19 protein-coding genes and 1 pseudogene are annotated in these 26120 nt (G+C 59.1%); 7 read left to right on the top strand and 13 right to left on the bottom strand.

Annotated features, from left to right (window positions below; all coding sequences use genetic code 11):
* Window position 1: 1 nt before the first annotated feature.
* The 7 genes from KP808_RS15055 to pncA form a co-directional block, all read right to left on the bottom strand.
* Window positions 2-3040 (bottom strand): efflux RND transporter permease subunit, encoded by a 3039-nt coding sequence (locus KP808_RS15055; RefSeq protein ID WP_230016424.1) that lies wholly within the window; start codon window positions 3038-3040, stop codon window positions 2-4.
* Window positions 3037-4242, bottom strand: a complete 1206-nt coding sequence (locus KP808_RS15050) for an efflux RND transporter periplasmic adaptor subunit (protein ID WP_080394755.1) — start codon at window positions 4240-4242, stop codon at window positions 3037-3039. The genes KP808_RS15055 and KP808_RS15050 overlap by 4 nt, the downstream gene beginning before the upstream one ends.
* 98 nt (window positions 4243-4340) lie before the next feature.
* Window positions 4341-5267: an alpha/beta fold hydrolase gene (locus KP808_RS15045; RefSeq protein WP_230016423.1), complete on the bottom strand. Its 927-nt coding sequence runs from the start codon at window positions 5265-5267 to the stop codon at window positions 4341-4343.
* 432 nt (window positions 5268-5699) lie between these two features.
* Window positions 5700-7097 carry a sensor histidine kinase gene (locus KP808_RS15040; RefSeq protein ID WP_058400429.1) on the bottom strand — a complete coding sequence of 466 codons (1398 nt, stop codon included), beginning with the start codon at window positions 7095-7097 and terminating at the stop codon, window positions 5700-5702.
* Window positions 7075-7758, bottom strand: a complete 684-nt coding sequence (locus KP808_RS15035; RefSeq protein ID WP_004661386.1) for a response regulator transcription factor — start codon at window positions 7756-7758, stop codon at window positions 7075-7077. The genes KP808_RS15040 and KP808_RS15035 overlap by 23 nt, the downstream gene beginning before the upstream one ends.
* 86 nt (window positions 7759-7844) lie before the next feature.
* A complete protein-coding gene (locus KP808_RS15030) occupies window positions 7845-8783 on the bottom strand; it encodes a formate/nitrite transporter family protein (protein ID WP_122258970.1) in 939 nt (312 codons plus the stop codon).
* Window positions 8784-8923: 140 nt separating this feature from the next.
* Entirely contained in the window at window positions 8924-9568 is a 645-nt protein-coding gene (gene pncA / locus KP808_RS15025) for a bifunctional nicotinamidase/pyrazinamidase (protein ID WP_230016422.1), read from the bottom strand.
* 192 nt (window positions 9569-9760) lie between these two features.
* On the opposite strand from pncA, the gene KP808_RS15020 reads away from it, so the two are divergent.
* Entirely contained in the window at window positions 9761-11887 is a 2127-nt protein-coding gene (locus KP808_RS15020) for a TonB-dependent siderophore receptor (protein ID WP_230016421.1), read from the top strand.
* Window positions 11888-11990: 103 nt separating this feature from the next.
* On the opposite strand, the gene KP808_RS15015 is transcribed toward KP808_RS15020, so the two are convergent.
* The 5 genes from KP808_RS15015 to KP808_RS14995 all read right to left on the bottom strand — a co-directional run bounded on the left by KP808_RS15015 (window position 11991) and on the right by KP808_RS14995 (window position 18077).
* On the bottom strand, window positions 11991-13241 hold the full coding sequence (locus KP808_RS15015; RefSeq protein WP_230016420.1) for a cellulase family glycosylhydrolase: 1251 nt from the start codon (window positions 13239-13241) through the stop codon (window positions 11991-11993).
* Window positions 13242-13542: 301 nt separating this feature from the next.
* Window positions 13543-14499 (bottom strand): D-2-hydroxyacid dehydrogenase family protein, encoded by a 957-nt coding sequence (locus KP808_RS15010; protein WP_230016419.1) that lies wholly within the window; start codon window positions 14497-14499, stop codon window positions 13543-13545.
* A 40-nt stretch (window positions 14500-14539) separates the two neighbouring features.
* Window positions 14540-15193 (bottom strand): DUF1345 domain-containing protein, encoded by a 654-nt coding sequence (locus KP808_RS15005; protein ID WP_004665647.1) that lies wholly within the window; start codon window positions 15191-15193, stop codon window positions 14540-14542.
* A 153-nt stretch (window positions 15194-15346) separates the two neighbouring features.
* A complete protein-coding gene (gene gudD / locus KP808_RS15000) occupies window positions 15347-16699 on the bottom strand; it encodes a glucarate dehydratase (RefSeq protein WP_230016418.1) in 1353 nt (450 codons plus the stop codon).
* A gap of 52 nt (window positions 16700-16751) precedes the next feature.
* Window positions 16752-18077, bottom strand: coding sequence for an MFS transporter (locus KP808_RS14995; protein WP_005745896.1), 1326 nt, complete (start codon window positions 18075-18077; stop codon window positions 16752-16754).
* Between the two features lie 470 nt (window positions 18078-18547).
* Between KP808_RS14995 and KP808_RS14990 the strand changes: the two genes are divergently transcribed.
* Window positions 18548-19261, top strand: a complete 714-nt coding sequence (locus KP808_RS14990; RefSeq protein ID WP_002553932.1) for a FadR/GntR family transcriptional regulator — start codon at window positions 18548-18550, stop codon at window positions 19259-19261.
* Between the two features lie 13 nt (window positions 19262-19274).
* Here KP808_RS14990 and KP808_RS14985 read toward each other — a convergent pair whose 3' ends face one another.
* Window positions 19275-20366, bottom strand: coding sequence for an alpha/beta hydrolase (locus tag KP808_RS14985; protein WP_230018902.1), 1092 nt, complete (start codon window positions 20364-20366; stop codon window positions 19275-19277).
* Window positions 20367-20594: 228 nt separating this feature from the next.
* Here KP808_RS14985 and KP808_RS14980 point away from each other — a divergent pair, with 228 nt between their 5' ends.
* The 5 genes and pseudogenes from KP808_RS14980 (at window position 20595) to KP808_RS14965 (ending at window position 26112) form a co-directional block, all read left to right on the top strand.
* Window positions 20595-21686, top strand: a complete 1092-nt coding sequence (locus KP808_RS14980; RefSeq protein WP_230016417.1) for a sugar diacid recognition domain-containing protein — start codon at window positions 20595-20597, stop codon at window positions 21684-21686.
* 111 nt (window positions 21687-21797) lie between these two features.
* Window positions 21798-22937: a glycerate kinase gene (locus tag KP808_RS14975; protein ID WP_002553929.1), complete on the top strand. Its 1140-nt coding sequence runs from the start codon at window positions 21798-21800 to the stop codon at window positions 22935-22937.
* Window positions 22938-23116: 179 nt separating this feature from the next.
* Window positions 23117-23839, top strand: a pseudogene (locus KP808_RS26210) (MCP four helix bundle domain-containing protein); the annotation flags it as partial.
* 36 nt (window positions 23840-23875) lie between these two features.
* Window positions 23876-24742, top strand: a complete 867-nt coding sequence (locus tag KP808_RS26205; protein WP_371321916.1) for a methyl-accepting chemotaxis protein — start codon at window positions 23876-23878, stop codon at window positions 24740-24742.
* Between the two features lie 125 nt (window positions 24743-24867).
* On the top strand, window positions 24868-26112 hold the full coding sequence (locus KP808_RS14965) for a D-mannose isomerase (RefSeq protein ID WP_230016415.1): 1245 nt from the start codon (window positions 24868-24870) through the stop codon (window positions 26110-26112).
* The last annotated feature ends 8 nt before the right edge of the window (window positions 26113-26120 follow it).

The following is a 26120-nucleotide window of genomic DNA, read 5'->3' as shown; positions in this document are numbered from 1 at the left end:
GCTAAGCCGCAGGCGGCCTGATCCTGTAGCTGACCACATACAGCGCAGGCAGAAAAAACAATGTCAGCAAGGTGGCAATGGCGATACCGCCGATCATGGCGATCGCCATCGGGCCCCAGAACACCTCGCGGGCAATCGGGATCATGCCCAGGCTTGCAGCTGCTGCGGTCAGCAGAATCGGCCGGCAGCGATGTTCGGTGGCCTTGACCACCGATGTCCAGGCACTCTCACCGGCAGCGATGAACTCGTCGATCTGTGTGACCAGAATCACCGAGTTGCGAATAATGATGCCGATCAGCGCCAGCACACCAAGAATCGCGACGAAGCCCAGCGGATAGCCGGATATCAATAACGCTGCGACCACGCCAATCAGCCCGAGCGGCACCACGCTGACCACTAGCAGAAGCTTTTTGACACTGTGCAGCTGGATCATCAAAAAGCTCACCACCAGCAGCAACATCAGTGGCACGACCTTCAATATGGGCCCTTGCGAGCGGGCGCTGGCCTCGACCGCGCCACCAGTAGCCAGCGAATAGCGCAGTGGCAGGCGGGCGCTGAAGGCGTCGACTTCCGGTTTCAATTGCCTGACCAGCGCGGCCGGTTGCAGTTTTCCGAGCACGCTGGCTTTCAGGGTGATGGTCGCCAGCCGGTCGCGACGCCAGACCAGCGGCTGTTCCTGCTCGTAACTGAGCGTGGCGAACGCCAGCAGCGGCACGCTCGCACCATTGGGTGTCGGGATCTGCAGGTTGCCGAGGCTTTGTACCGAGTTGCGCTCATCGTTTTCTGCGCGCGCGACCAGGTCGATCAGGTAGGTACTGTCGCGCACCTGCGTGATGGTCGTTCCGCTGACCATGCTGTTGAGAATTTGCGCCACGTCTTCCGAAGACAGGCCGAATTGACGCACCTTGTCCTGCGCGATATCAATCTTCAGTACTTTGCCCGGCTCGTTCCAGTCATAGATGACCTGGCCGATGTTCGGGTTGGCGTCGAGGATGGCCGCCAGTGCCATCGCCTGGCTGCGCACCTGTTCGATGTCCGGGCCGCTTACCCGGTATTGCACCGGCCAGCCCACTGGCGGCCCCATGTTCAGTGGCTGGACGTAGCCGCCCACCCCGACATAATCGTCACGAAAGCGCTGGCGCAGACGCTCGATCAGACGATCACGCGCTGCGCCGCCCTGGCTGACGATCACCAGCTGCCCATAAAAGGGATTGCTCAGTTGCTGGTCCAGCGGCAGGTAGAAACGCACCGCACCTTTGCCCACATAGGAACTCCAGCGCAACACATCGGGATCGTCCTTGAGCGTGGCTTCAAAGCGATCCATGGTCTGGCGTGTGCCTTCGATGGAGCCGTTTTGCGGCATATAGATATCCACCAGGATTTCCGGGCGGTCGGAGTCCGGAAAGAACTGGTTCTGCAGCAGCCGGGCCGCAAACAGCGAGGCGATGAACATCAGTAGTGTGATGCCGATTACCCACCAGCGGTGCTCCAGTGTCTTGACCAGCAGGCCGCTGAAGCCGCGCATCCAGCGCCCCGGCGCGGCATGCGGCGCCGACGCCTTTAGAATGTGCACGCCAATCAGCGGCGCAAACAGCACCGCCACCAGCCAGGACAGCAGCAGGGCCACGGCGATGACCGCGAACATGGTGAACACGTATTCGCCCGCTGAACTGGAATTCAGGCCGATGGGCACGAAACCGGCAACCGTCACCAGCGTGCCGGTCAGCATCGGGAAGGCGGTCGAGGTATAGGCAAAGGTCGCGGCCTGCGGTAACGAATCGCCGCTTTCCAGGCGGGTCACCATCATTTCGACGGTAATCATTGCGTCATCCACCAACAGGCCCAGGGCGATGATCAGCGCGCCCAACGAGATGCGCTGCATGGTGATGCCGCTGTACTCCATGAACACGAAGACCAGCGCCAGCACCAGCGGAATCGAACAGGCCACCACCAGACCTGCGCGAATGCCGAGGCTGATGAAGCTCACGACCAACACAATCAGGATCGCCTCAAAGAGTGCATGGGTGAAGCCGCCGATAGCTTTTTCAACCACGTCGGCCTGGCTGGACACCAGATGCACGCCGATGCCCAATGGCAGCTCGGTGGTCAGCTGGTCGATGCGCTGCTGCAACTGCGTACCGAATGCCTGAATGTTGCCGCCTTGTTTCATGGCCACCGCAAGCCCGATGGCCGGTTGGCCATTGAAACGGAACAGCGAGGAGGGCGGGTCGGCGTAGCGGCGTTCGATGGTCGCCAGATCGCTGAGACGAAAGAACCGTCCGCCGAAGCGCAGGTTGACGGCCTCAAGGTCCTTTTCACTGCTGAACTGACCGCTGGCGCGCACCGCAATGCGTTCCGGGCCTGCCTCAATCACCCCAGCAGGCGTTACCGGGTTTTGCGCTTGCAGGCTTTGCAGCACCTGGCGCTGATCGATGCCCAGCGCCGCAAGCTTACGGATCGAGAAATTCAGATAAATGACTTCGCGCTGGGCGCCGAGCAGCTCGATCTTGCCCAGGTTGGGTACGCTGCGGATGTCGGCGCGTACCTGTTCGACGTAATCGCGCAACTGGCGAAAGGACAGTCCATCAGCGGTGAACGCATAGATACTGCCGAACACGTCACCAAACTCATCGTTGAATGCAGGGCCCTGAATGCCGCTGGGCAATTCGCTGCGTACATCGCTTATCTTCTTGCGCACCTGATACCACGCTGCCGGAATATCAGCGCTGCGGGTCTCGCTTTTAAGAAAGACAAAAAGCGTCGATTCGCCGGCCAGTGTGTAGCTTTTCACGTAATCCAGCGCGTCGATTTCTTCGAGCTTCTTTTCCAGCCGGTCGGTAACCTGTTGCAAGGTGTCGGGTAGCGTCGCACCCGGCCAACGCGCCTGAATGACCATGGTCTTGATGGCAAAGGAAGGGTCTTCCTCGCGGCCCAGATTCAGAAACGACCAACTGCCCATCAGCAGTGAAACGAACATCATGTACCAGACCAGCGTGCGATGCCTGAGCCCCCAGGCCGACAGATTGAAGCGTTCCCTCACAAACTGACCTCTCGCTGCATGCGTACTTTCTGTCCGGACTGCATGCCGTTGACGCCGGCAGTCATCACTTCGGCCACCTCGACCTGTTGCCCCGGATAGAGAAACTGCAGCCCGCGGGAAACCACCCGATCGCCCTCGGACAGCCCCTCTGAAACGATCACTTGACCTTGTTCATAGCGCAGCACATTGACCCGCGTCAGCTTGACCCTGGCCTGAGCGTCCACCTGCCAGACTGCCGGTTGACCCTTGGTGCGGCTCAGCGCTGACCAGGGCAGGGCGAACGCCCGTTGCGACCGAACCTGCAGGCGGGCGCTGACCACTGAGCCGAGCGCAGGCGCAGCGGCGACTTTCGGCAGCGCAACGCGCACTCGCAACGTGCCGTTTGCGGCGGAAACGATGGGCGTGATTTCCCTGATGATGCCGGTCAACTGAATGCTCTGCTGAGCAATAGGGCTGATGATCACCGTGGTGCCTGTCTGATCGGAGCGCAGCAGCGATTCATACACGGAAAATACCGCTTCGCGTTCGCCATCGTGAGCAACACTGAACACCGGCGCGGCGGCTTGGACCACCTGACCTTCTTCGGCGTGCCGTGCAGTGATGACGCCATCGGCTACTGCGAGCAGTTCGGTGTAACCGACTTGATCACGTGCGTTGGCCTGTTGAGCTTGCAGCGCTGCCAATTCAGCACGCGCACTCGCAAGGCCGGAGTGTGCCTTCTGGTATTCACTGAGGTTGGTATAGCCCTTGGGCAGCAGCACTTGCTGACGCTGGTAATTCTGTTCGGCTAGGTATAAACGCGACTGTCGTATGGCCACTTCGGCATTGGCCGACGCCAGTTCGTTCTTCTGTTCTTGCGGGTCCAGCCTGGCAAGCACTTGCCCGGCACGCACGCGGTCCCCGACATCGACATAGCGTTTGATCAGCTTGCCCGACACGCGAAACGCTTGCTCGGTCACCTTGCGCGCCTGGATATCGCCTGTCAGCGTCACACTGCTTGAGACGTCCACCAAGGCAACTGGCTGCACCTCGACTCGCACCAGCGCCTTTTCCGCAGGTTTTCCTGCGGAGCAAGCGCTGAGCGAGAGCAGTGAAATGAACCCCAGCACCAGGCCGGGCTGAACAGGTATGAAGTGCGATGGCCGGACATTTCCGGTAGCACGGCAGTACCAACGCAAACGCGTTGCAAAAGGAAAAGTCATCAACGAATAGCACTGCCCGATCAAAGAAACCAACACCGGTGAATCACTGCGTCACGCCGGAAAAGCTGAACGGCTTCCCGGGCGCAGGCGAGCGTGCTTCAGGCCATCGCGGTGACGCTTGGCCATACCTGTTGAGTGGCTTCAGTGCCCAGGAAAGTCAGTGCGGTGCGTTGCGAGTGGTGCCACGCCGCCTTGCTCTCAAGGTCCAGAAAATGCCCGGTGTCCGGAACTACGTTGAAACTGCTTTTGGCGATGTAGTTGGAAAACATCCGCGCATCTTCAACGGTGGTGTACTCATCTTTTTCACCGTTGATGAACAGCACCGGAATCTTGATCGAGGAGAAACGCTCGACATAGTTAGTGGCGCTTAGTTTACGAATCTGGCTAATGTGAAAGTCGATCTGGCGATATTCGTGTTCGGCAAGGCTGATCAGGTGCTTGTAGTTATAGAGTTTGAACAGACGCGGCAGGTACTTGCCCACGGTGTCATTGAGCAGTGAGCCGATCTTGCGCTTCTCGCGCGCGGCCAGATAGATCTGGGCGTTATCGATGTAATCGAGCATGGCCTCGTTGAGGACCGGCGAGAACGAACTGATGATCGCCTTTTCCACGGTTGGCGGGCACTCGGAAAGGGCCAGCAGGGCCGATACACCGCCCCAGGATACCGACAGCAGGTGGTTCACCTGATAAAGGTCGATCAACTGCAGCAGGATGTTTACTTCATCTTCCTTGCTGACAATCATGTCGTCCGGGTTGTGGGCTCGGGATTGCCCCGAAAACGGCAGGTCGAATAGTACAAGGTTGTAGTGCGGTTGCAGGTACTTGACGGTCTGCCCGAAAGAGCCGGTGGTCGATAACGCCCCGTTGACCAGCAAGATGGTCTTGGCCTCGCTGCCTTTCCAGTAAGTCTCGGTGTAAACCTTGTACTGACCTACGCTTAAAATCTTTGATTGTGCGCCCATAACAGCCTCCCAGCCGATGTTGATCCAACTAATTAGTACAGCGTTCTCTGCTCTGGCAGCCATGTCAAAGCCTCGCCTTGTTAGTGGCGAAATCCGGTGAGTTATTATTTTGGGTGCAGCCAAGCGGTGCAGCAGGTACCTCGTTTGCCCGGTTATAGATAGCGCAGTGCCAGCGCAGCGACAAGACGCTGACGTCATAAAAATGTCTATTCGTTCACATTTTGCCTGGGAGGCGAAGAGCTCCCATCTGATCGATGGGGTGATTTATTCGGGGAAAACCGTCATATAAAGCCAGAAAAGCGCATTTATTGAGTGGAACTTGTGAGCGCTGAAACGGTCAAGCTGTGTCGATTTTTGAAACATATTGTTACAATTTAGCGCTTGGCAGACTGCGCCAGATAACTATCGAAAGCTCTGGAAGCATTGAGGCAGACGCTTCAAGCTCGTCAAAAAGCAGGCGCGCAGCGTTTTACGGAAGGGGGTCGTGACTGAATCTCAGGCCAGGGTGTTTACGGTGCGACATTCCAGCAACAAGCTTGCGCCGCCGTATTCGCTGATGCCTATCTGCAGCGTAAAACCATGCAGATTGACGATGGCGGCGACTACGGAGAGACCGAGCCCGAAACCGCTCTGTTCAGTGCCGGTTTCGCTGCGATAGAAGCGCTGGAAGACGGCTGCGCGCTCGGCGACGGGGATGCCGGGCCCGGAGTCCTGTACTTCGATGCATGGCGTGAGGCCGTCGCTGGAGGGGTAGGCGCTGATTTTCACAATCCCGCCGGAAGGGGTGAACTTGATTGCATTTCCCAGCAGGTTGGTCAGCGCTTCAAACAGCAGGGCTCGGTCGCCTACCAGTGTGGGTAACGTGTCGTGCAGGTCCAGCAGCAGGGTGATCTGGTCTTCTTCGGCCAGCGGCAGGTAGAAATCATGCAGTTCCTGCAGCAGTGGCTGCAGCTCCAGTTCTACGAAGGCTGAGCGTCGCTGACGGTCTTCCAGTTCCGAAATGCGCAGCAGCCCACGAAAACGCGCCATCAGCGTGTCTGCTTCACTGATTACCTGGGCAATCTGGGTGGAGTGGGGCGAATCGTGCGCTGATTGCTGCTGAATGCGATAAAGCTGGGCCCGCAGCCGGGTCAGTGGCGTGCGCAGGTCATGGGCGATATTGTCGCAGACGCCCTTGACCTCGTTCATGAGCTTTTCGATACGGTCGAGCATGGCGTTGACGATCACCGCCAGCATGTCCAGCTCATCGCGCCTGTTCGAGACCGGCAGGCGACCGGCCATGTCGCCGGCGATGATTGATTCGGCGCTGGCCTGAATGGCGCGTATGCGGCGCAACGGTCGGCGGCGCAGCAAATGCCAACCGGCGACCCCGGGAATAATGGTCAGAGAGATGCCCCACAGCAAAGCGTGCAGGATCAGGGTGCTGACGGCAAGCAACGAGCCATTCTCGCGCACCAGTACCAGCCAGCGCCCGTCGGACGTTCGGTTGACTATCGCATCACAGCTGCCTTGCGGCAGGCCCGGGTCATCCGATTCGATGCAGTCGCTCAGTACATGGATCTGGCCGTCGATGGGCAGGTTTTTCGGCACGCGGGTAATAGGGCCTGCCACGGGGCGAAAGTTTCGGTCGAACAGGCCGTAGGCGTCCACTGCGCGTGTATCGAAGGTCATGCTGGTGGCCAGAGCGTCAACCAGTGCCTGACCTTCAAAGCGCGAAAACAGCTGCTGGCGGTGAGTGAGTGACTGGCGGGCGAGGTTATCTAGGTAGGAGTTGACCTCCCAGTAGAGAACGCCCAGCAGCATCACGCTCCAGGCGACGAACAAGGAACTGTATAGCGCCAGTAATCGGCTTGTTGAAGATCGCCAGCCCTTAGACGGGTTCGGCAATAACATAACCTGAACCTCGCACGGTCTGGATCAGCTGTGCGGTGCCAGGTTGGTCTATCTTCTTGCGCAGACGGCCAATGTGTACGTCGATCAAATTGGTACCCGGATCAAAGTGATAGCCCCAGACTTCCTGGAAAATCATCATGCGGGTGATGATCTGGCCGCTGTTGCGCATCAGGAATTCCAGCAGCTTGAACTCGGTGGGCAGCAGGGTCAGCGGCTCACCACCACGGCAGGCTTCGCGGCTGATCAGGTTCAGTTCCAGATCAGCGACCTGCAGCACGGTCTTGCCCGCGCTGACCGGGTTGCTGCGGCGCAGGAGCACTTCGACACGTGCCGCCATTTCGTCGGAAGCAAACGGTTTGGGCAGATAGTCATCACCGCCTGCGCGCAGCCCGCGCACCCGCTCGTCCACGTCGGAAAGGGCGCTGATCATCAAGATCGGCGTGGAGATACCCTGGGCGCGCAGGTGGGTGACGATGGTCAGACCATCCATCTCCGGAAGCATGCGGTCCAGAGTAATCAAGTCATAGTCTCCGCTCACTGCACGTGCAAGACCGTCACGGCCGTTGTCCACCCAGTCCACTTCCAGTCCGTGGTTGCTGAGCTCGGTCACGATTTCCTTTGCTGTGATGGCATCATCTTCGATTGCCAGAATTCGGGTCATGGTCCCTGCCTGAATAAGTGCGTTCAAAAACTCATTCTGCCTTTAAAAGCCACTGCGCTTCCTGAAAGAAAGTTTAATGATAGGGATCATATGTCATTCCGCATGCTGATATCCGCGTCCTTGAGCTCTTGCTGCTGCTTTTCGCGGCGGCTTTTTTCTGCCTTGTTCTGACGATCGCGTTCCAGTTTGGCGGTCGTGTCTTTTTCGCTGCGGATCTGTGCGTGGCTGATCAAGGCAAAGATAAAGCTGCCACCAATGATATTGCCTGCCAATGTAGGAGCGGCAAAGGTAAACCAGAAATCCTTCCAGCCCAGTTCTCCGGCAAATACCAGATAGGACACTTCGGCCGAGCCCACGACAATGTGCGTGAAGTCTCCGAGCGCCATCAAGTAGGTGATCAGAATGATAATGGCGATCTTGGCATTTTCCATGGACGCAATCATCCAGACCATGGTCGCGATCATCCAGCCGGACACGATGCCCTTGGAAAACATCTGACTGACGTCGTTTTCCATGACCTTGTGGCCAATCTCCAGAAATGCCTTGTCTGTGCTGGTGTCGAAAATCGGCAGATTGAGCATGACATAGGCCACCAGCAGCGTCCCAGCGAGGTTGCCCGCCAGTACCACACCCCATAGTCGGAACAATCGACCGATATTGGCCAGGTTCAACTTGCTCATGATCGGCAGCACGGCGGTAATAGTGTTTTCAGTGAACAATTGCTGGCGCGCCAGGATGACCGCGAGAAACCCGGCCGAATAGCCAAGGCTGCTGATGACGTGACTGCCGGGTATGCCTTCCAGCCGCGACTTGAACAGCCCCATCGCCATCAACGACAGGCCCATGGTCAACCCGGCCGCGAGTGCCGACCACCACAGGGCGGCAACACTGCGCTCCAGTTCGTGATCGCCCTGAATACGAATGGTTTCGTGCAACACCGCCGCGCGGGGCGGCTGGTTTTCATCAATCTCGCGCTCTTCCTCGGCTGACAGGCCGGGGGTCTTGCCGTCTACTTCGTGATCCATACAACATCCTCAGCGCCAGTGATGAAATGGACCGGCACGGGCATTGCCGGTCCGATGGTTCAGACAGGCGCCACGCGCGGTCGTTCGCTAACCGCGGGACGTATCAACGATTGTTTGCACCGGTTGCAGGATGCGCCTGTCTAGCCCAGCAAATCGGCGCTTTGCACGCGTTCTACACCCATGCTCAGCAGGGTCTTCCAGGCGTTCTCCAGCGAGCCGTTCATGTCGATCGCGCGACAGCCATCTTCGATGACATACGTATTGAAACCGGCACTGCGTGCATCCTGAGCAGACCAGGCGACGCAGAAATCCAGCGCCAGACCGACCACGAATACCGTGTCGATGCCGCGCTCTTTCAGATACCCGGCCAGGCCTGTGCTGGTCGTACGGTCTGCCTCCAGAAATGCCGAATAGCTGTCGATATGCGCATTGCAGCCCTTGCGCAGGATCAGTTGCGCGTGAGGCAGGTCAAGATCGGCGTGCAACTGCGCACCGTGGCTGCCTTGCACGCAATGGTCCGGCCACAGGGTTTGCGGGCCGTAGGGCAGGATGATGCTCTCGAATGGCAGGCGCTGAGCGTGGCTTGAAGCAAACGAAATATGCCCGGCAGGATGCCAGTCCTGCGTGATGATCACTCGGGCAAAGCGCGCGCCCAGACGATTGATCAACGGCAGCAACGCATCGCCGTCAGCCACCGCCAGTTGTCCGCCGGGCATGAAGTCGTACTGCATGTCGATCACCAGCAAAGCACAGCGCGGGTCGGCAGGCTTGTCGGAAAGAGGCATTGTCGGTTCTCTTGTGAAGTGCGATGAGCGCCAGTTTGCCTGTTTGTCCCCACGGTTGCGAAGCGAGATGCGTAGCATAGGCAAAAGATATTTTTGCGAATTTGTATCAGGCGTTAATACGAATCTGTACTATTCGCGAAAAATCCTGCCGGGTCCCAAGAGGCCTGGTTTCTTGCCAAGGGCTGCACGTCGATGCGTCGTACTCTCGTTTCACTTTGCGTCATTCAAGCGATCTCTCAAGCCGCCTGGGCTGACCAGGTTACTGCCGGGCAACCTTCCATAGAGTTGCAGAATATCGACATTCAGGGCGCTGCCAATGCTGAAACGGCGCAAGGGCCGGTCGAGGGCTATCGCGCCACACGCTCCGCCAGCGCCACGCGCACCGATACCTCGCTGCATGAAACGCCACAGTCCGTCAGCGTTGTGACCCGCGACGCGGTAGAAGACATCGGCTCCACGCGCTTGCAGGACGCTCTGGACTACGCGGGCGGCGTCGGGCGGGCCAACAACTTCGGCGGTCAAGGGCTGACTACATTCACGGTGCGCGGTTTTACCACCGGCGAGTTCTATCGCAACGGCTTCCCGATCAATCGCGGCTATCCGAACATGCCGGATGCCAACACCATCGAGCGCCTTGAAGTGTTGCGCGGTCCGGCCACCACGCTGTACGGCCGGGGCGATCCGGGCGGCACTTTCAACGTGGTCTCCAAGCAGCCACTGGCCGAGCGCAAGGTCACGCTGGGCAGCCAGCTCAATGATCAGGGCATGAAGCGCGGCACGCTGGACGCGTCCGGTCCGCTGGATGACGAAGGGCGTTTCGCCTATCGCCTCAACGTCGTGGGCGAAGGCGGCGATACCTTTCGTGATCACGTCGAGACCGAGCGCTATGGTGTGGCTCCGGTCTTGAGCTGGGAGGTCAACGACGCCACGCGCATTACCTTCGAAGGCGACTTCATGCGCAACAATGCACAGCTGGATCGTGGCCTGACGCGTTACGCCAACCAGACGAGCACCGCCTCGCGCGACACGTTCTTCGGCGAGAAGAGCGTGGGCAAGCTGCATAACGATAACAACATGGCACAGTTGCGCTTCGACCATGACCTCAATGCCGACTGGAAGCTGGGCGGTGGCGTCCAGCTTCTCGACGGTTCCCTGCAAGGCGATGCCATCGAGGCCAACGGTCTGGCGGCTGATGGTCGCACCCTCGGGCGCAACTTCAACTATCGCAAGCTGGAATGGACAGACCGCGATGTGCAGTTGAACCTGACCGGGCACTTTTCCGCCGGTGGCTTCGATCACACGCTGCTGACCGGGGTCGAGTATGAGGATTATGACTACAAGTCGATCATCCAGCGTTCCAGCGGTGCCGTCGGCGCCTACCCGATTGACATCTTCAACCCTGTCTATGGTCAGGCCCGACCGGCACTGACCCGGACCACGACCCATGACAAGGAAAACCTCAAGACCTGGGCTGCCTTCGTGCAGGACCAGGTGGCGCTGACCGAGCGCCTGAAGTTATTGGGCGGCTTGCGTCTGGAGCGTTTTGAACATGACTACGATTCCTTCTTGCCTGGCACCAGCAGCTGGACCGCCAGCGATAACGCCGTCACACCGCGCGTTGGCCTGAGCTACGACCTGACCGACACCGTCGCGGTCTACGCCAACACCGCACGTTCGTTCAAGCCCAACAGCGGTGCCAGCCGGCTGGGTGGCGGCTTCAAGCCGGAAGAGGGCAAGTCATACGAGATCGGCACCAAGTGGGAAGCGCTGGACGGCCAGTTGAGTGTTGATGCGGCGATCTACCAGATCGAGAAGCGTAACGTGCTGACCACTGACCCGGTTGATTCCACATTCAGTGTCGCGGCAGGCGAAGTGCGCAGCCGTGGCCTGGACCTCAACGTGGTCGGCAACCTGACGCCCGAGTGGCGGATGATGGGCAGCTACGCTTACGTCGACGCTGAAGTAACCAAGGACAACACGCTGCGCTCCGGCACACGGTTGATGAACATCCCTGAGCAGACCTTCAGCCTGCTCAACGTCTACGAGTTTCAGGAAGGTGCCTTGCGCGGCTTGGGTCTGGGCGGCGGCGGTCGTTATGTCGACCAGCGCGCCGGGCGCACCGCCAACGTCGCCTTTTCGATGGACAGCTACACCGTGTTCGACCTGCTGGCCTACTACAAGGTCAATCAGCACGTGAAGCTCAACCTCGACCTGAAGAACGTCTTCGATACCGAGTATGAGGAAGGCGCGTTTGGCAACGTCTATGCGTATCCGGGAGCGCCGCGGACGGTGCAGGTGGGGATTGCTTATACGTTGTGATGGTGCAGGTATCTGATTCCTAGGTGCAAAGCCTGACCCTTTGAGGGTCAGGTTCAGCTGCGTGTGTCATGGATACCGGAGCCTGATCACACGCCGTACTGAATCACAGGAATTGATCTGTCTTTGAAAAGCCGGCACGGCGGCGAAGTTTGCCATCCTGGAACTGGTCCTTGCCGGGTAGAATGTCCGCTCCGGCTGCTTTGAGAGCGGTCATATTATCTTTCAAGGCTTTGGTGGCTTCGTCCTTTTGCGCGAACGTGTTGCCTACCAGAAATTTGGCATTACCCACTTCGCCAATCTGGAATTTATAGCCAGCCTCTCGCAGTGCCTTGATCTGGTTGGCAAGCCGGGAAGAGGCTTCGCTTTCCCTGGCATACACATGAAAGCTGCCAACCAGGGCCGGGTTGCCTTCGCCATTGGCGGCCTTTAATTGATCGGCAAACTTGACCAGGCCGCTTTGCGGGCCAGCGGTCAGGCCACCTCCCCAGTTACTGTCCTCGACAACAATAGTTCCTTTATAGCCGGAGTTGCGCGCGGCTTTGATTAATGTGGTCTGCATGTCAGCCCAGTCCTGACTGGCGCTTTTGCCGCCCTGATTGAAAGTGTCCAGGACGAAACTGGTACGACTGCCAAACTTTTTGACCACATTACTGATGTCTGCCGAGGCTTGCTTCAACTTTTCTCCCGTCAGCACATTTCCGCCACCCTGGTTCGCATTGTCGCGAAAGGTGAACTGAACCTTCACACCCTTTTTGTCTCCTTCGCTAAGCAATGCCCTGAGCTTATCCATCTGCCTGGCGTCGCTGATCTGATCATGCGTCATCTGAAAGCGTAAGGTTCCGCCTCCAATCGTTTTCAGGTCCTGAATCATCTTCGTGGCAGCAGCGGGTGTGGCGATGTCATCAGGGTTGACGTTGGCGCCCCCGCGCGCGACGTTCTGGGCAGCTTTGGCTGCCTCTGAAGAAGCGGCCTTTTCTGCTTCCTTGGCTTTTTTTTCTGCGTCCGAAAGGGCCGTGCTGTCCTTCACCGCGGCCACTTCGCTGCCAACAGCCTTTGTATCGTTCTGGCTGACAAGCGCTTTTTGACTGGCAAGCAGAGCCGTGTCTGACGAGGAATCTTCGCTCTCCAGTGACCGGGTATTTCGGCTGAGCATCATTCTTGTATAAACAGGGGACGCTTCCGGTGTCTCGGCGGAGCGGTTGTCGGAGGCCGTATAGGTGTCGAGTTTCGCCTGTTTTTCAGGGTTCGCCTCAGCAACGCCAGCGTCCACGGCCCGCGTGGTTCGGTCGGCCATTACAGGCTTTTCCTTGGCGGCCATGAAGGGGTCATATGTCCTGTCTGAGCGAATATTCATCGAATGTCTCTGTAGGACCCGTGCGACAAGTGGCTGCACCCTGCGAAACAAAAGAATAAGTCGCCAGGCCAGCTGTAACTTAGTGGATTGCAGTATTCATATAACGAGGAGGGGAACTTAAGATGACGCTTTTATTAACGTTTTTCTTTTGCTGTTCTTCCTTGAAATATGGCTTCCTGGCGTAATCCTGTTTCGAGCGTTATCTGTTAACGGCGCAGTGTCGCACAAACAGGGTTTTTAGAGCAACAAAAAGGCTGAGTGACCGAGCCGACAGATTACTGCTTTGACGGCGTACAACGTGTCAGCCAAGCAGCCGAATCGGCGACCCCGCATGCCAGGCCTGAATATCTTCAATCATCTGCCCATAAAAGGTTCGGTAGTTGTTCTCGGTGACGTAACCGATATGCGGTGTTGCCAACACGTTGTCCAGCGTGCGGAACGGGTGATCGGCGGGCAGCGGTTCGATGTCGAACACGTCTAGTGCGGCGCCTGCGATGTTGCGCTGTTGCAGTGTTTCAAGCAGAGCAGTCTGATCGATGATCGGGCCGCGCGACGAGTTGATCAGGTAGGCGCTCGGCTTCATCCAGCCCAGTGCCTCCGCGTCCACCAGGCCACGGCTGCGGTCGCTGAGTACCAGGTGCACCGAGAGCACGTCAGCCTGTTCGAACAGTTGCTGTTTGCTGACGTACGTGACGCCCGATTCGGCAGCCGCTTCGGGTGTCAGATTCTGGCTCCAGGCAATGACCTGCATGCCGAACGCCTGACCGTAGCGGGCAATCCATTTGCCGATACTGCCCAGCCCGAGAATGCCCAGGGTCTTGCCGTGCAGGTCGCTGCCCAGCCCGACCTGCCAGTTGCCTGCACGCAAAGAGTTGGCCTCGGCCACCAGATTGCGGGTGATACCCATGATCAGCGCCCAGGTCAGTTCCGGTGCCGCGTGTTTATAGCTTTCTGTTCCGCACACCACAATGCCGTGGCGCTTGGCCGCAGGGATATCAATCGCCGCATTGCGCATGCCGCCTGTGACCAGCAATTTGAGCGCAGGCAGTTGGCTGAGCAGTGCCTCATCGAACAAGGTTCGCTCACGCATCAGGCAAATGATGTCGAAGCCTTGCAGCCGTTGCACCATGGTTGCGGTGTCGGCCGGGAAGTCGTGCAGAAAGCTGATGTCGCCCACTGAGTCGAGCACCGACCAGTCCACCACATCGCTGGCGACGTTTTGCCAATCATCGAGCACCGCGATTTTCAATTGGGTCATTGTCTGAAGGCCTCTTGACGGGTTTTTATGAATCCGAGCGCTAATTGAACAGGCTGGCAGCGATATTAATCGAAAAGCCCAGAATCGCGGTGTTGAACACAAAGCAGATCAACGACTGGCCGAGCACGACCTTGCGCATTTCACGGGTCGCGACGCCGACGTCGGAGGTCTGTACCGCAACGCTGAGGGTGAACGAAAAGTACAGAAAGTCCCAGTAGTCGGGGTGCTTTTCTCCGCCGACAAACGCCAGCGCGGGCTCCTTGCCTTTCCAGGTATAGAACATGCGTGCGTAATGCAGGCTGAAGATCACCCCGATCATCAGCCACGAACCTATGACGGTCAGGCCGGTGAAGGCGTGATGGAGCATTTTGGCGTCGCTGGACAGGCCCTTGCTGCTCGCGACTTCGAAGATGATCGCCGCCAGACTGGCCAGTGCCGCCACGCAGACCGTTACCAGAATGACGCCCGCGTTTTCGTCTTCCATCATCGCGACTCGGCGGACATCGTCGGCATTGCTGCGCAGCGTGCGAACGAAAATAAGGATCAGATACAGCCACACGCCTGTGTCCCAGCCGGTCAGCAGGCTCTGCGTGAGTGTTGCGTGGGGGATCAGCCAGGCCCAGGCGATGCCGGCGGTGAGGCCAACCAGAGCTGCGAGAGTCAGGCGAGGGCGGGTGCGGGCAAGATGGCGCATGCGGTCTAGTCGTTACTGGAGGTTACGAGACAGTAGCATGCCGGCTTTGCATGCCAAGCCGGATTTGAAAAAAACGGCGCGCAAGGGGGTTGCGCGCCGTGTGCCAGCCAGATTGTTAGCAGGCGGCAAGTGGTTTTTGAATGCCGGTCAGGCTCAACGCACCAGGCAAGGCTGCTTGTTGTTGAATTTCCAGTCCGGGATCAGGAACTGCATGGCTACTGCGTCATTGCGCGCGCCCAAACCCATGCCTTTGTAGAGTTCGTGAGCCTTGGCCAACTGGTCCATGTCCAGCTCGACGCCCAGCCCCGCCTGCTTGGGCACATCGACCTTGCCGCCGATAATCTGCAGCGGGGCCTTGGTCAGGCGCTGGCCGTCCTGCCAGATCCAGTGGGTATCAATCGCCGTAATGTTGCCCGGCGCCGCGGCGGCCACATGGGTGAACATCGCCAATGAAATATCGAAATGGTTGTTGGAATGCGAGCCCCAGGTCAGGCCCCACTCATTGCACATCTGCGCCACTCGTACCGAGCCCTGCATGGTCCAGAAGTGCGGATCAGCCAGTGGAATATCCACCGATTGGAGTTGAATGGCATGGCCCATTTCCCGCCAGTCGGTGGCGATCATGTTGGTGGCCGTCTTCAGTCCGGTGGCGCGGCGGAACTCGGCCATCACTTCACGACCGGAATAACCGTTTTCCGCACCGCACGGGTCTTCGGCATACGCCAGCACGTGATGCTGATCGCGGCACAGGCGGATGGCTTCCTTGAGCGACCAGGCTCCGTTGGGGTCAAGCGTAATCCGCGCATCGGGAAAACGCTCAGCCAGCGCCGTGACGGCTTCGATCTCTGCGTCACCGCTCAGTACGCCGCCCTTGAGTTTGAAGTCCTGAAAGCCGTAACGCTGGTGCGCAGCTTCAGCCAGACGGACCACCGCCTGCGGAGTCAGCGCTTCTTCATGACGAATGCGGAACCAGTCATTGTCGGCGTCGGGCTCGCTACGGTAGGCCAGGTCGGTTTTGCGCTGGTCGCCGACATAAAACAGGTAGCCGAGCATCTCGACCTGATCACGTTGCTGACCTTCGCCCAGCAATGCGGCAACCGGTACGTCCAGGTACTGACCAAGCAGGTCGAGCAGGGCGGCCTCCAGCGCGGTGACAGCGTGAATGGCAATGCGCAGGTCGAAGGTCTGCAGGCCGCGGCCGCCCGAATCGCGATCGGCGAAGGCTTTGCGTGCCTCATTGAGGATCTTCTGGTAGGTGCCGATGCTGCTGCCGACCACTAGCGAGCGTGCGTCTTCCAGCGTCTGGCGGATCAACTCGCCGCCCGGCACTTCGCCGACGCCAATATGCCCGGCATTGTCCTTGAGTATCACGATATTGCGGGTGAAGTAAGGGCCGTGCGCGCCGCTGAGGTTGAGCAGCATGTCGTCATGGCCAGCCACTGGCACTACTTGCATCTCGGTAATGACAGGGGCCTTGCTGGTGATGTTGGCGTGTTGAATGTTCATAGCTGATCCCGTAAAAAAATATGACCTTTAATGGCGTCGCTTCGAACCTGCATCAATGCGTGGCCGGGGTATGGATGGCGGCTACTGGCGTCGCGCCTGGCTTGGGCGTATTGCGTGCAGCGAAGACGATGATCGCGGCAATGATCGATGTGACCGTCAGGCCATACAGCCCGCCCTGGATTGAGCCGGTGTGCTCTTCCAGCAAGCCGAAAGTGGTCGGCGCCACGAAGCCACCCAGGTTGCCCACCGAGTTGATCAGCGCAATGACCGCTGCGGCGATACGTGCATCCAGATACGCTTGCGGAATGGGCCAGAACAGCGACGAAGCCGACTTGAAACCCAGTGCTGCAAAACAGATGGCAACGAAGGCGAAGATCGGGCTGCCAGTGGTGGACATGAACATCCCGGCAGCGGCAATCAGCAGCGCAATGGCTACCCACGCCTGCTGGCGTTTCCACTTGGCGGACAGCGTGGCGAAAGCGTACATGCCGATGATCGACAGCAGCCATGGAATGGAGTTGAACATGCCGACTTCAAAGTCAGTCAGGCTGCCCATTTTGCGGATGATGCTCGGTAGCCAGAAGGTCGCTGCGTAGATGGTCAACTGAATGAAGAAGTAGATCAGGCAGAACAGAATGATCTGGCTGTCCTTGAGCAGCTTGCCGATGGAGGCTTTGACTGGCGTCGCCGCTTCGCGGGCAGCCTGTTCGGCATCGATGGCGCTGACCAGCGCGTCCTGTTCTTCGCGGGTCAGCCACTTGGCGTCGTGCGGTTTGGAGTCCAGCCAGAACCAGACGAAGAAGCACAGGCCCACCGAGAACATGCCTTCGATGAAATACATCCACTGCCAGCCTTTCATTCCGAAACCGGTGATCTGCAACAGCAGGCCTGATAGCGGTCCGGAAATCAGCGACGCGATGGCCGAGCCGCTGAGGAAAATGGCAATTGCCTTGCCGCGCTCAACCCCGGGCAACCAGCGAGTGAAGTAGTAGATCACACCCGGAAAGAAGCCTGCCTCGGCCACGCCCAGCAGAAAGCGCAGGATGTAGAAGTGGGTTTCGTTCTGGATGAAGGCCATGCAGGCAGCAACGATGCCCCAGGTGAGCATGATCCGCGTCAACCAGATACGTGCGCCGACTTTCTGCAGCAGGATGTTGGAAGGGACTTCGAAGAGGGCATAACCGATGAAGAACAGCCCGGCACCCAGGCCATAGGCTGCAGCACCGATGCCCAGGTCATGCTCCATGTGCGAACGCACAAAGCCGATGTTCACCCGGTCGATGTAGTTGACGATAAACATGATGACGAAAAGCGGCAGGACGTGACGTTTGACCTTCGATACGGCTGAACTCAGAACCGAATCTGTGCCGTCGGCCATCCTGGAATTGGATGTGCTCACAGTTGAATCTCCCACTCGTTGTTTTTATGCGGGTATGTGCGAAGTGTGTCCCTCGCATTGTCGGTCATCATACAAGTAAAAAAGGCTTGTGCAATCCCCTTATGCTGATGAATTGGACGATCGGGAAAGTTTTTCTGGATGCAGGTACATGCGCAGGGCGCGTCAGTATGACGGTGTTAATTTAATGGTTTTACCCATTAATTGCTGGGTATTAGCCTTTTTTATGAGTCGGGTCTGGACTATTCACGGGTCGTTTCTTTCAAGCTGTACTGTTGAAAAAAAACGCTTCGAGCCAAATCAAGAGCTTTGACAGTGGCAGATAGCTTGTAATACAAGTAAGACAACTGCGCAGGCCGATGCCACCGGCCTTTTTGCGCACTCAACCTCACATTCGCGCTGTTATGACCGTGATACGGCAGCCCGACCAGACAAGTCAGGATTCATTCGCCATGCAAGAGCCTGTAAGCGCAGCGCCCAAACGTCGTCAGCACAGCCTGGCCACCGATCTGGTCACCGAGCTGAGCCAGCGTATTTTGCTGGGCAAAATCGCACCCGGTCAGAAGCTGCCTTCCGAAAACCAGATCGTCCGTGAGCACGGCGTCAGCCGCACTGTCGTGCGCGAGGCCATTTCCAAGTTGCAGGCGTCAGGGCTGGTGGTGACCCACCATGGCATCGGTACGTTTGTGCTGGAGCGCAGTGACCAGACCGGCCTGCGTCTGAAGGTTGAAACCGTTTCACGGGTGCGCGATATCATCGAACTGCGTATTGGCCTGGAAACCCAGGCCGTCGCGCTGGCCGCTGTGCGTCGCACCGATGAGCAACTGGCGGCCATGCGTCAGGCACTGGATGATTATCAGGACCTGCTGGCCAATGACGACAGTTGTGTGGAGGCCGATAAACGCTTTCACATGCTCATCGCCGAAGCCACCGGCAACCCGTATTTCATGGAGATCATGCAGCACCTGGGCAGCGCGATCATTCCGCGTAGCCGCATTGCGTCAAGCGAGCGGGCGGGCAATAACCTCGCGCATCAAGGCTATCTGGCCAACCTGGAACACGAAGCACTGCTCAGCGCCATTCGCCGCAAGGACCCGGATGCAGCGCGTGCGGCGATGTGGACGCACCTGAGCAACAGCCGTGAGCGACTGGTGCCGCTGGAGTAAGAGCCTTTGAGTTTTACTGTGTTGCACTCATCACGCCGAGCATCACTTGGGTTTGCCACTCGAAATACGGGTTGAAGGTCAGGCGTGCGTGGATCTTGCCCGGTTCGGTATAACCCCAGTCCGAATACCACACCGGCTCGCCCGCCATGCATTTCGCGGTGTCCGGTGTGCTTTGACCGTTCCAGCAGATGCGCTGGCTACCGGATACGCCGTAAAGCGGGTTATCCGCTGAAAAAAGCAGGCCCATGTGGGAAAAGCGGCTGATGCGGTATTCCGGCAGGTAGTCCTTGCGCACCTCGACGCGCGGCGTATTGGCAGCGCGGGCGGGCAGGTCGCCGTACCAGATCAGGCGACTGGCGGGGTTACTGAAGCGCTGGTTGAAATTGTCCAGCACGTAATCAGTGTCGAGTACTGAGTCGTGCTCGGCGATGGCGATGAACACCGGCTTGTCATAGCGACGTTGATGCAGACGGTCCTGAGCCAGCGCGCTGCTGCGATAGAACTGGGCGAAACCGTTGGTGGGCATGTTCATGTAACGAACCGGCGTCTGCATCGGGCGCAGGCCTTCGTTGGGGGCGGCAAGCCACGGCCTGGCCCAGCCGATCCACGGGGTCAGCCAGGCATAGCCGCTGTTGGAGCGAAATGCCGGCGAGAACAACACCAGCCCGGCAATTTCTTCGTGGTCATAGGCGTAATCGAGCACCAGATTGGCCCCGGTTGAAAAGCCTCCCAGATAGACGTTCGGCACCTCGCGGCTTAGCTGTTGCGTCTGCTCTCGCACCACCTGCTGCCACTGCTCCAGACGCACATCGAGCATGTCCTCGGGCCTGGTGCCATGCCCCGGCAGCAGCACAGTCCTGACCAGATAGCCCTGATCGGCGAGTTTCTGTGCCACGTCATTGAATGACCACGCTGAGTCACCCAGCCCGTGCACCAGCAGAACGCCGCCTTTAGGCGTTCCAGTCGGGGTCCATTGGCGCGGCGCGTTCCAGCCCAGTTCGGCCTCGTGGTCGGCGGTCTGGAAGTTGCGTTGCTTGCGGATCAGTTCAATGGTTTGTTGACGGTAGTCTTCAAAACGCTGCGTCGGTGCTTCGCTTTCCGCCATTGAGGTGCAGGCTTGCAGGGTCAATAGCGAGAGCAGACTGGCGAGTCGGGATTTGATCAAAAAGGGGCCTGTGCACGTGTGTGGAAATTCAAAAGGTCGACGCGGGCACTCTGCCATGTACGTCGCGCCGGTGACCACTTTCAGGCACACTCGGGCGTTCTATAACTTCAACAAAATGTATCCATATGCCTAACCATTGCAAGCCTTGCCACGCGTCTGGAGCTTTTCATGTTCGCCCTTGATCGGGCGCTGGCCCAGGACATCGTCGACCGGGCCATGGCCATTCTGCCCTACAACGTCAATGTCATGGACTACCTGGGCATCATCATCGGCAGTGGCGACCCCGAGCGCTTGTGTACCCGTCATGAGGGCGCGCAGCGGGTGCTGGCCAACCGGCAGGTGGTGGAAATCGACTCGCTGGCGGCATTGCAGCTCGGTGGCGTCAAGCCGGGGGTCAATCTGCCGCTGATGCTTGACCATCAATTGGTCGGCGTGCTCGGCATCACCGGCGAGCCCGACGAGGTCCGGGTGTACGGCGAGCTGGTGAAGATGACCGCCGAGATGCTTATGGAACACCGTCGTCAGCAGGCTGACCTGCAATGGCGGGCACAGCGCAGCGAAGACCTGCTGGCGCGCCTGCTGCTGCCGGATTGCCCCGATAGCCTGGTGGATGAAGCCCGCCAGCTTGGTTTGCAGCCGCATGTGGCGCGTCAGGTGGTACTGATCCAGTTTGACCAGCAAGGGCAGGTTGCCAGCCAGGTGGCAACCTGGCTTGGCACGCGTTACGCCGACAGTTGGTGCGTGCTGCGCGAGCCCACCTTGTTGTACTGGTGCCGCGCGACGGGCAAGGAACGTGACGATGCGCTGCTGCTCAAGCAGTTCGATGAGCACCGCTGGCCGGTGCTGCGCATGGCCACCGTGGCTCAGTCTGCTGATCTGCCTGCCTTGCGTCATGCCTGTGCGGCGGCGCGGGATCTGCTCGATTACGCCAGTCGGGCTCTGCCGGGGCAACGCTTGCTGCGTCTTGAGGCGTACCGTTTGCCGGTGCTGTTCTGGCGCTACCGCCACGACTGGCTCGCTGAAGACGTCGCCGAGCCGATTGGCCGTTTGCATAACCACGTACAACTGCTTGACACCCTGTGCAAATGGTTCGAGTACAGCGGCGAAAGCCAGGCCTGCGCCGAAGCCCTGGGCATCCATCGCAACAGCCTGCGTTACCGGCTGGAGAAGATCGGCGAGCTGACCGGCTGCGATCCTTACAAGACCAATGACCTGCTGCGTCTGTATCTGGGCGCGCAGATGATCACTCGTCACGACTGAACACGGTTTTTGTTCAAATGCCCGATAACGGTTGCCGATCGTTGTGCGAAGGGCTGGCGGCAAACCCGGTGGCGGATGAGAGCATGCGAGCATCGGATATGGAGAACAACAATGAAAATAGTCATCGCCCCCGACTCGTTCAAGGACAGCCTCAGTGCACAGGCCGTTGCCGACGCCATCGCCAGTGGTCTGGCCGAGGTCTGGCCGCATGCCCAACTGATCAAATGCCCGATGGCAGATGGCGGGGAGGGCACCATCGAAGCGTTGCTGGCAGCCTGCAATGGTGAACTGATGAGCGCCCGGGTCAGCGGACCGCTGGGCGATCCGGTCCAGGCTCATTGGGGCTGGCTGGCCGAGAGCAGAACGGCAATCATCGAAATGGCCATGGCCAGTGGCTTGCAATTACTGACGCTGGCACAGCGCGATGCCTGTGTGACCAGCACAGCAGGTACGGGCCAGTTGATCTCGGCGGCACTGGATGCGGGTGCCCGTCGCGTGATTCTGGCCATCGGTGGCAGCGCAACCAACGACGGCGGCAGCGGCATGCTCTCGGCATTGGGCGCACGCTTTCTCGATGCCGACGATCAGCCCTTGCCACCGGGCGGTCTCGCGCTTGCCGATCTGGCCCGTATCGACCTGAGCGGCTTTGATCCGCGCTTGTCTGACGTGTGCGTCGAAATTGCCGCCGACGTCGATAATCCTCTGTGTGGACCGAATGGCGCCTCGCATATCTTCGGCCCGCAAAAAGGCGCATCGCCCGAGCAGGTTGTGGCGCTGGATGCCGCACTTGGGTGTTTCGCCGACCATTCGGCGCGGATCCTCGGTCTGGACCAGCGCAACAGCCCTGGCAGCGGCGCGGCAGGCGGAATGGGCTTTGCTGCCAAGGCGTATCTGAATGCCTCGTTTCGCGCAGGCGTTGAGGTGGTTGCCGAGCTGACCGGGCTGGAGCAGGCGTTGACCGGGGCCGACCTGGTCATCACCGGCGAAGGCCGTTTTGATGCGCAGACCTTGCGCGGCAAGACGCCGCTTGGCGTCGCGCGCGTCGCGAAGCGCCAGCAAGTGCCAGTGATCGTGCTGGCTGGAACGCTGGGCGAAGGCTACGAGCAGCTTTACCCGCACGGCATTGGCGCGGCCTTCGCGCTGGCCAGCGGGCCGATGAGCCTTGAACAGGCCTGTCGCGATGCCAGTCGCCTGCTGCACGACCGCGCGCGTGACCTGGCGCGGCTCTGGCAAATGGCGGCAGGACGCTGAAGGCAGCCCTTCGGGCAGCGCTTTGCACAGGCTCGGTCCAGGTGGACGATCGGCCTTTGAGTAATAAACCTGATTATCACCAGCAATCCTAAAGAATTGTCGGACAGGGACGATATGCTCTCGGTTGTCTGACAACTTCGCGTCAGATACTGCCCTCCAAATACAAAAGAGCACTGGTCATGAATCTACGCACACTCACAATCGCTCGCCGTGCCGGTCTGGGCTTTACCCTGATTTCCCTGTTGGTGGCTTTACTTGGCTGGTTCGCGCTGGCACAGATGTCGACCATTCGCCAGAGCGAAGTGGCGGTGGAGACCAACTGGCTGCCCAGCATGCGAGTGGTCAACGATATCCGGGAAATCATGCTGCGTATCCGGACCATCTCCTTGCGCATGGCGCTGGACACCGACCCTGCGAGCATTCCGACCTATCGCGGGCAGCTGGACGTACGCCTGGTTGATCTGGACAAGAAGCTGGGCATCCTCAAGACGTTCGTCGACACCCCTGAAGAGAAGACCCTGACTGACCAGTTCATGGTCACCATGGGCCAATACCGCAGCGCGCTGGATCGCTCTTTTGTTCTTGCCGGGCAGGGCGACAGCACCGGTCTGAACAAGCTGCTGCTGGTTGATATGAAACAGATCGTCGATGGTTCCGGCAAACAGCTCAATGATCTGGCTGATTTCTATGTCACCAAGGTCGATGCCGAAGGCAAGTCGGCTGAAGCCCAATATGACAAATCACGTGACATCGTCATTGTCTTTGTCGTTCTCGCTGCATTGTGCACCATCGGTCTGGCGCTCTGGCTGACGCGCAGCATCGTGGGCCCGTTGCAACGTGCCGTGACGGCTGCCGAGCAGGTTGCCAACGGCGACCTGACCCATACCATCGAGGTTGACGGCGAAGACGAAGTCACCCGACTGCTGCGTGCCTTGGCAATGATGCAGGTCAATCTGCGTGAAGCCATGCGCCACATCGGCAGCTCGGCCACCCAGCTGGCGTCGGCGGCCACCGAACTCAACTCGGTCACCGAGGACAGCTATCGCGGATTGAACCAGCAGAATGCAGAGATCGATCAGGCCGCCACGGCGATCAACGAAATGACCTCGGCGGTAGAAGAGGTTGCGCGTAACGCAGTGTCCACGTCGGACGCCTCCACCCAGTCGAGCACCTCGGCACTGGCAGGCCAGACGCGGGTGATCGAAACGGTGCAGTCGATTCAGACGCTGACCGACAACGTGCAGGCCACCTCGACACTGGTGCAAAACCTCGCCAATCAGTCTCAGGATATCGGCAAGGTGCTGGACGTGATCCGCTCGATTGCCGAACAGACCAACCTGCTGGCGCTCAACGCGGCCATCGAGGCGGCGCGCGCGGGCGAGTCGGGCCGTGGTTTCGCGGTAGTGGCGGATGAAGTCCGTGCGTTGGCGCATCGCACCCAGCAGTCGACGCTGGAAATCGACTCGATGGTCAATGCCATGCGCAGCGGTTCAGCTCAGGCGCTCGACTCGATGAACACCAGCCGGGACCGGGCTGATTCGACGTTGGCGCTGGCCAAGGGCGCGGGCGAGTCGCTGAGTGAAATCACGTCGTCGATCAATCAGATATCCGAGCGTAATCTGGTAATCGCCAGCGCTGCGGAAGAACAGGCGCAAGTGTCGCGTGAAGTCGACCGCAACATCGTCAACATTCGCGATCTGTCCATGCAATCGACTCAGGGTGCCAACCAGATCAGTGCGTCGAGCCATGAATTGTCGCGTCTTGCCGCTGACCTGAATCAGGTGGTCTCACGCTTCAAGGTGTAAAACCCTACATTTATACAGGTTGTGTCTGCTTGCCGACGATCGACCGGGCGCGCATTATGCCCTCGGTCGAAATGACCTCCGGTACAGTCTGGGCACAACCTTATCGAAGGGGGCGGCATCGCGTCATGGATAATAATAATCACACCTTCAGCAGTTGGCTGCGCTCGCCAGCCCATCACCAATGGCTGGCACTGGAAGGCAACCGTCTGTTGACCTTCGCCAAGGCTTCCCGGCTCGACAACGGTTTTGGCAGTCTTGATGACTACGGCCGTCTGATGGTCGGTGCCACGGCAGAAACCATGAATACCGCACGTATGACCCACTGTTTTGCCATGGCCCATGCGCAAGGCATACCCGGCTGTGCCGCGCTGGTCGATCATGGCATCGCCGCATTGCGTGGCCCGTTGCGCGATGCCGAACACGATGGCTGGTTCAGTGCTGCGCTCGAAGACGGCGGTAAAACCGACAAACAGGCGTATCTGCATGCTTTCGTCGCACTGGCGGCCAGTTCTGCCGTGGTGGCGGGGCGGCCTGGCGCGCAGGCGTTGCTGTCCGACGCCATCCAGGTCATCCAGACCCGTTTCTGGAGCGAGCAGGAAGGCGCCATGCGTGAGTCGTTCGCGCAGGACTGGAGCAACGAAGAAGCCTATCGCGGCGCCAACAGCAACATGCACAGCACCGAAGCCTTCCTCGCGCTGGCCGACGTGACCGGCGATGCTCAATGGCTCGACCGGGCGCTGAGCATTGTCGAGCGGGTAATCCACCAACATGCCGGGGCCAACAATTTTCAGGTCATCGAGCACTTCACACAAAACTGGCAACCGCTGCCCGATTACAACCGCGAAAACCCGGCCGACGGCTTCCGTCCGTTCGGCACCACGCCGGGACATGCCTTCGAGTGGGCACGGCTGGTGCTGCATCTGGAGGCCGCGCGTCGTCACGCCGGGCGGTCAAATCCGGAATGGTTACTGGATGACGCCCGCCAGCTGTTTGCCAATGCCTGCCGCTACGGCTGGGATGTCGACGGTGCGCCGGGTATCGTCTACACCCTCGACTGGCAGAACCAGCCAGTGGTCCGTCATCGTCTGCACTGGACCCACTGCGAAGCGGCCGCTGCTGCCGCCGCGTTGCTGCAACGTACCGGCGAGCAACAGTATGAAGACTGGTATCGCTGCTTCTGGGAGTTCAACGAGACCCTGTTCATCGATCATGAGCATGGCAGCTGGCGCCATGAGCTGAACCAGCGCAACGAACCCAGTGCTGATATCTGGCCGGGCAAGCCGGACCTTTATCACGCCTATCAGGCCACGCTGTTGCCGGTGTTGCCGCTGGCACCCAGTCTGGCCAGTGCTCTGGCGGGGCATGAGTGAACGGCTGA

It is taken from the genome of Pseudomonas savastanoi, from assembly GCF_020917325.1.
In the GTDB taxonomy this organism is placed as follows: Bacteria; Pseudomonadota; Gammaproteobacteria; order Pseudomonadales; family Pseudomonadaceae; genus Aquipseudomonas; species Aquipseudomonas amygdali.
Note: the sequence above shows the minus strand (reverse complement) of the source record. Positions and strands in the feature narration are given on the sequence as shown.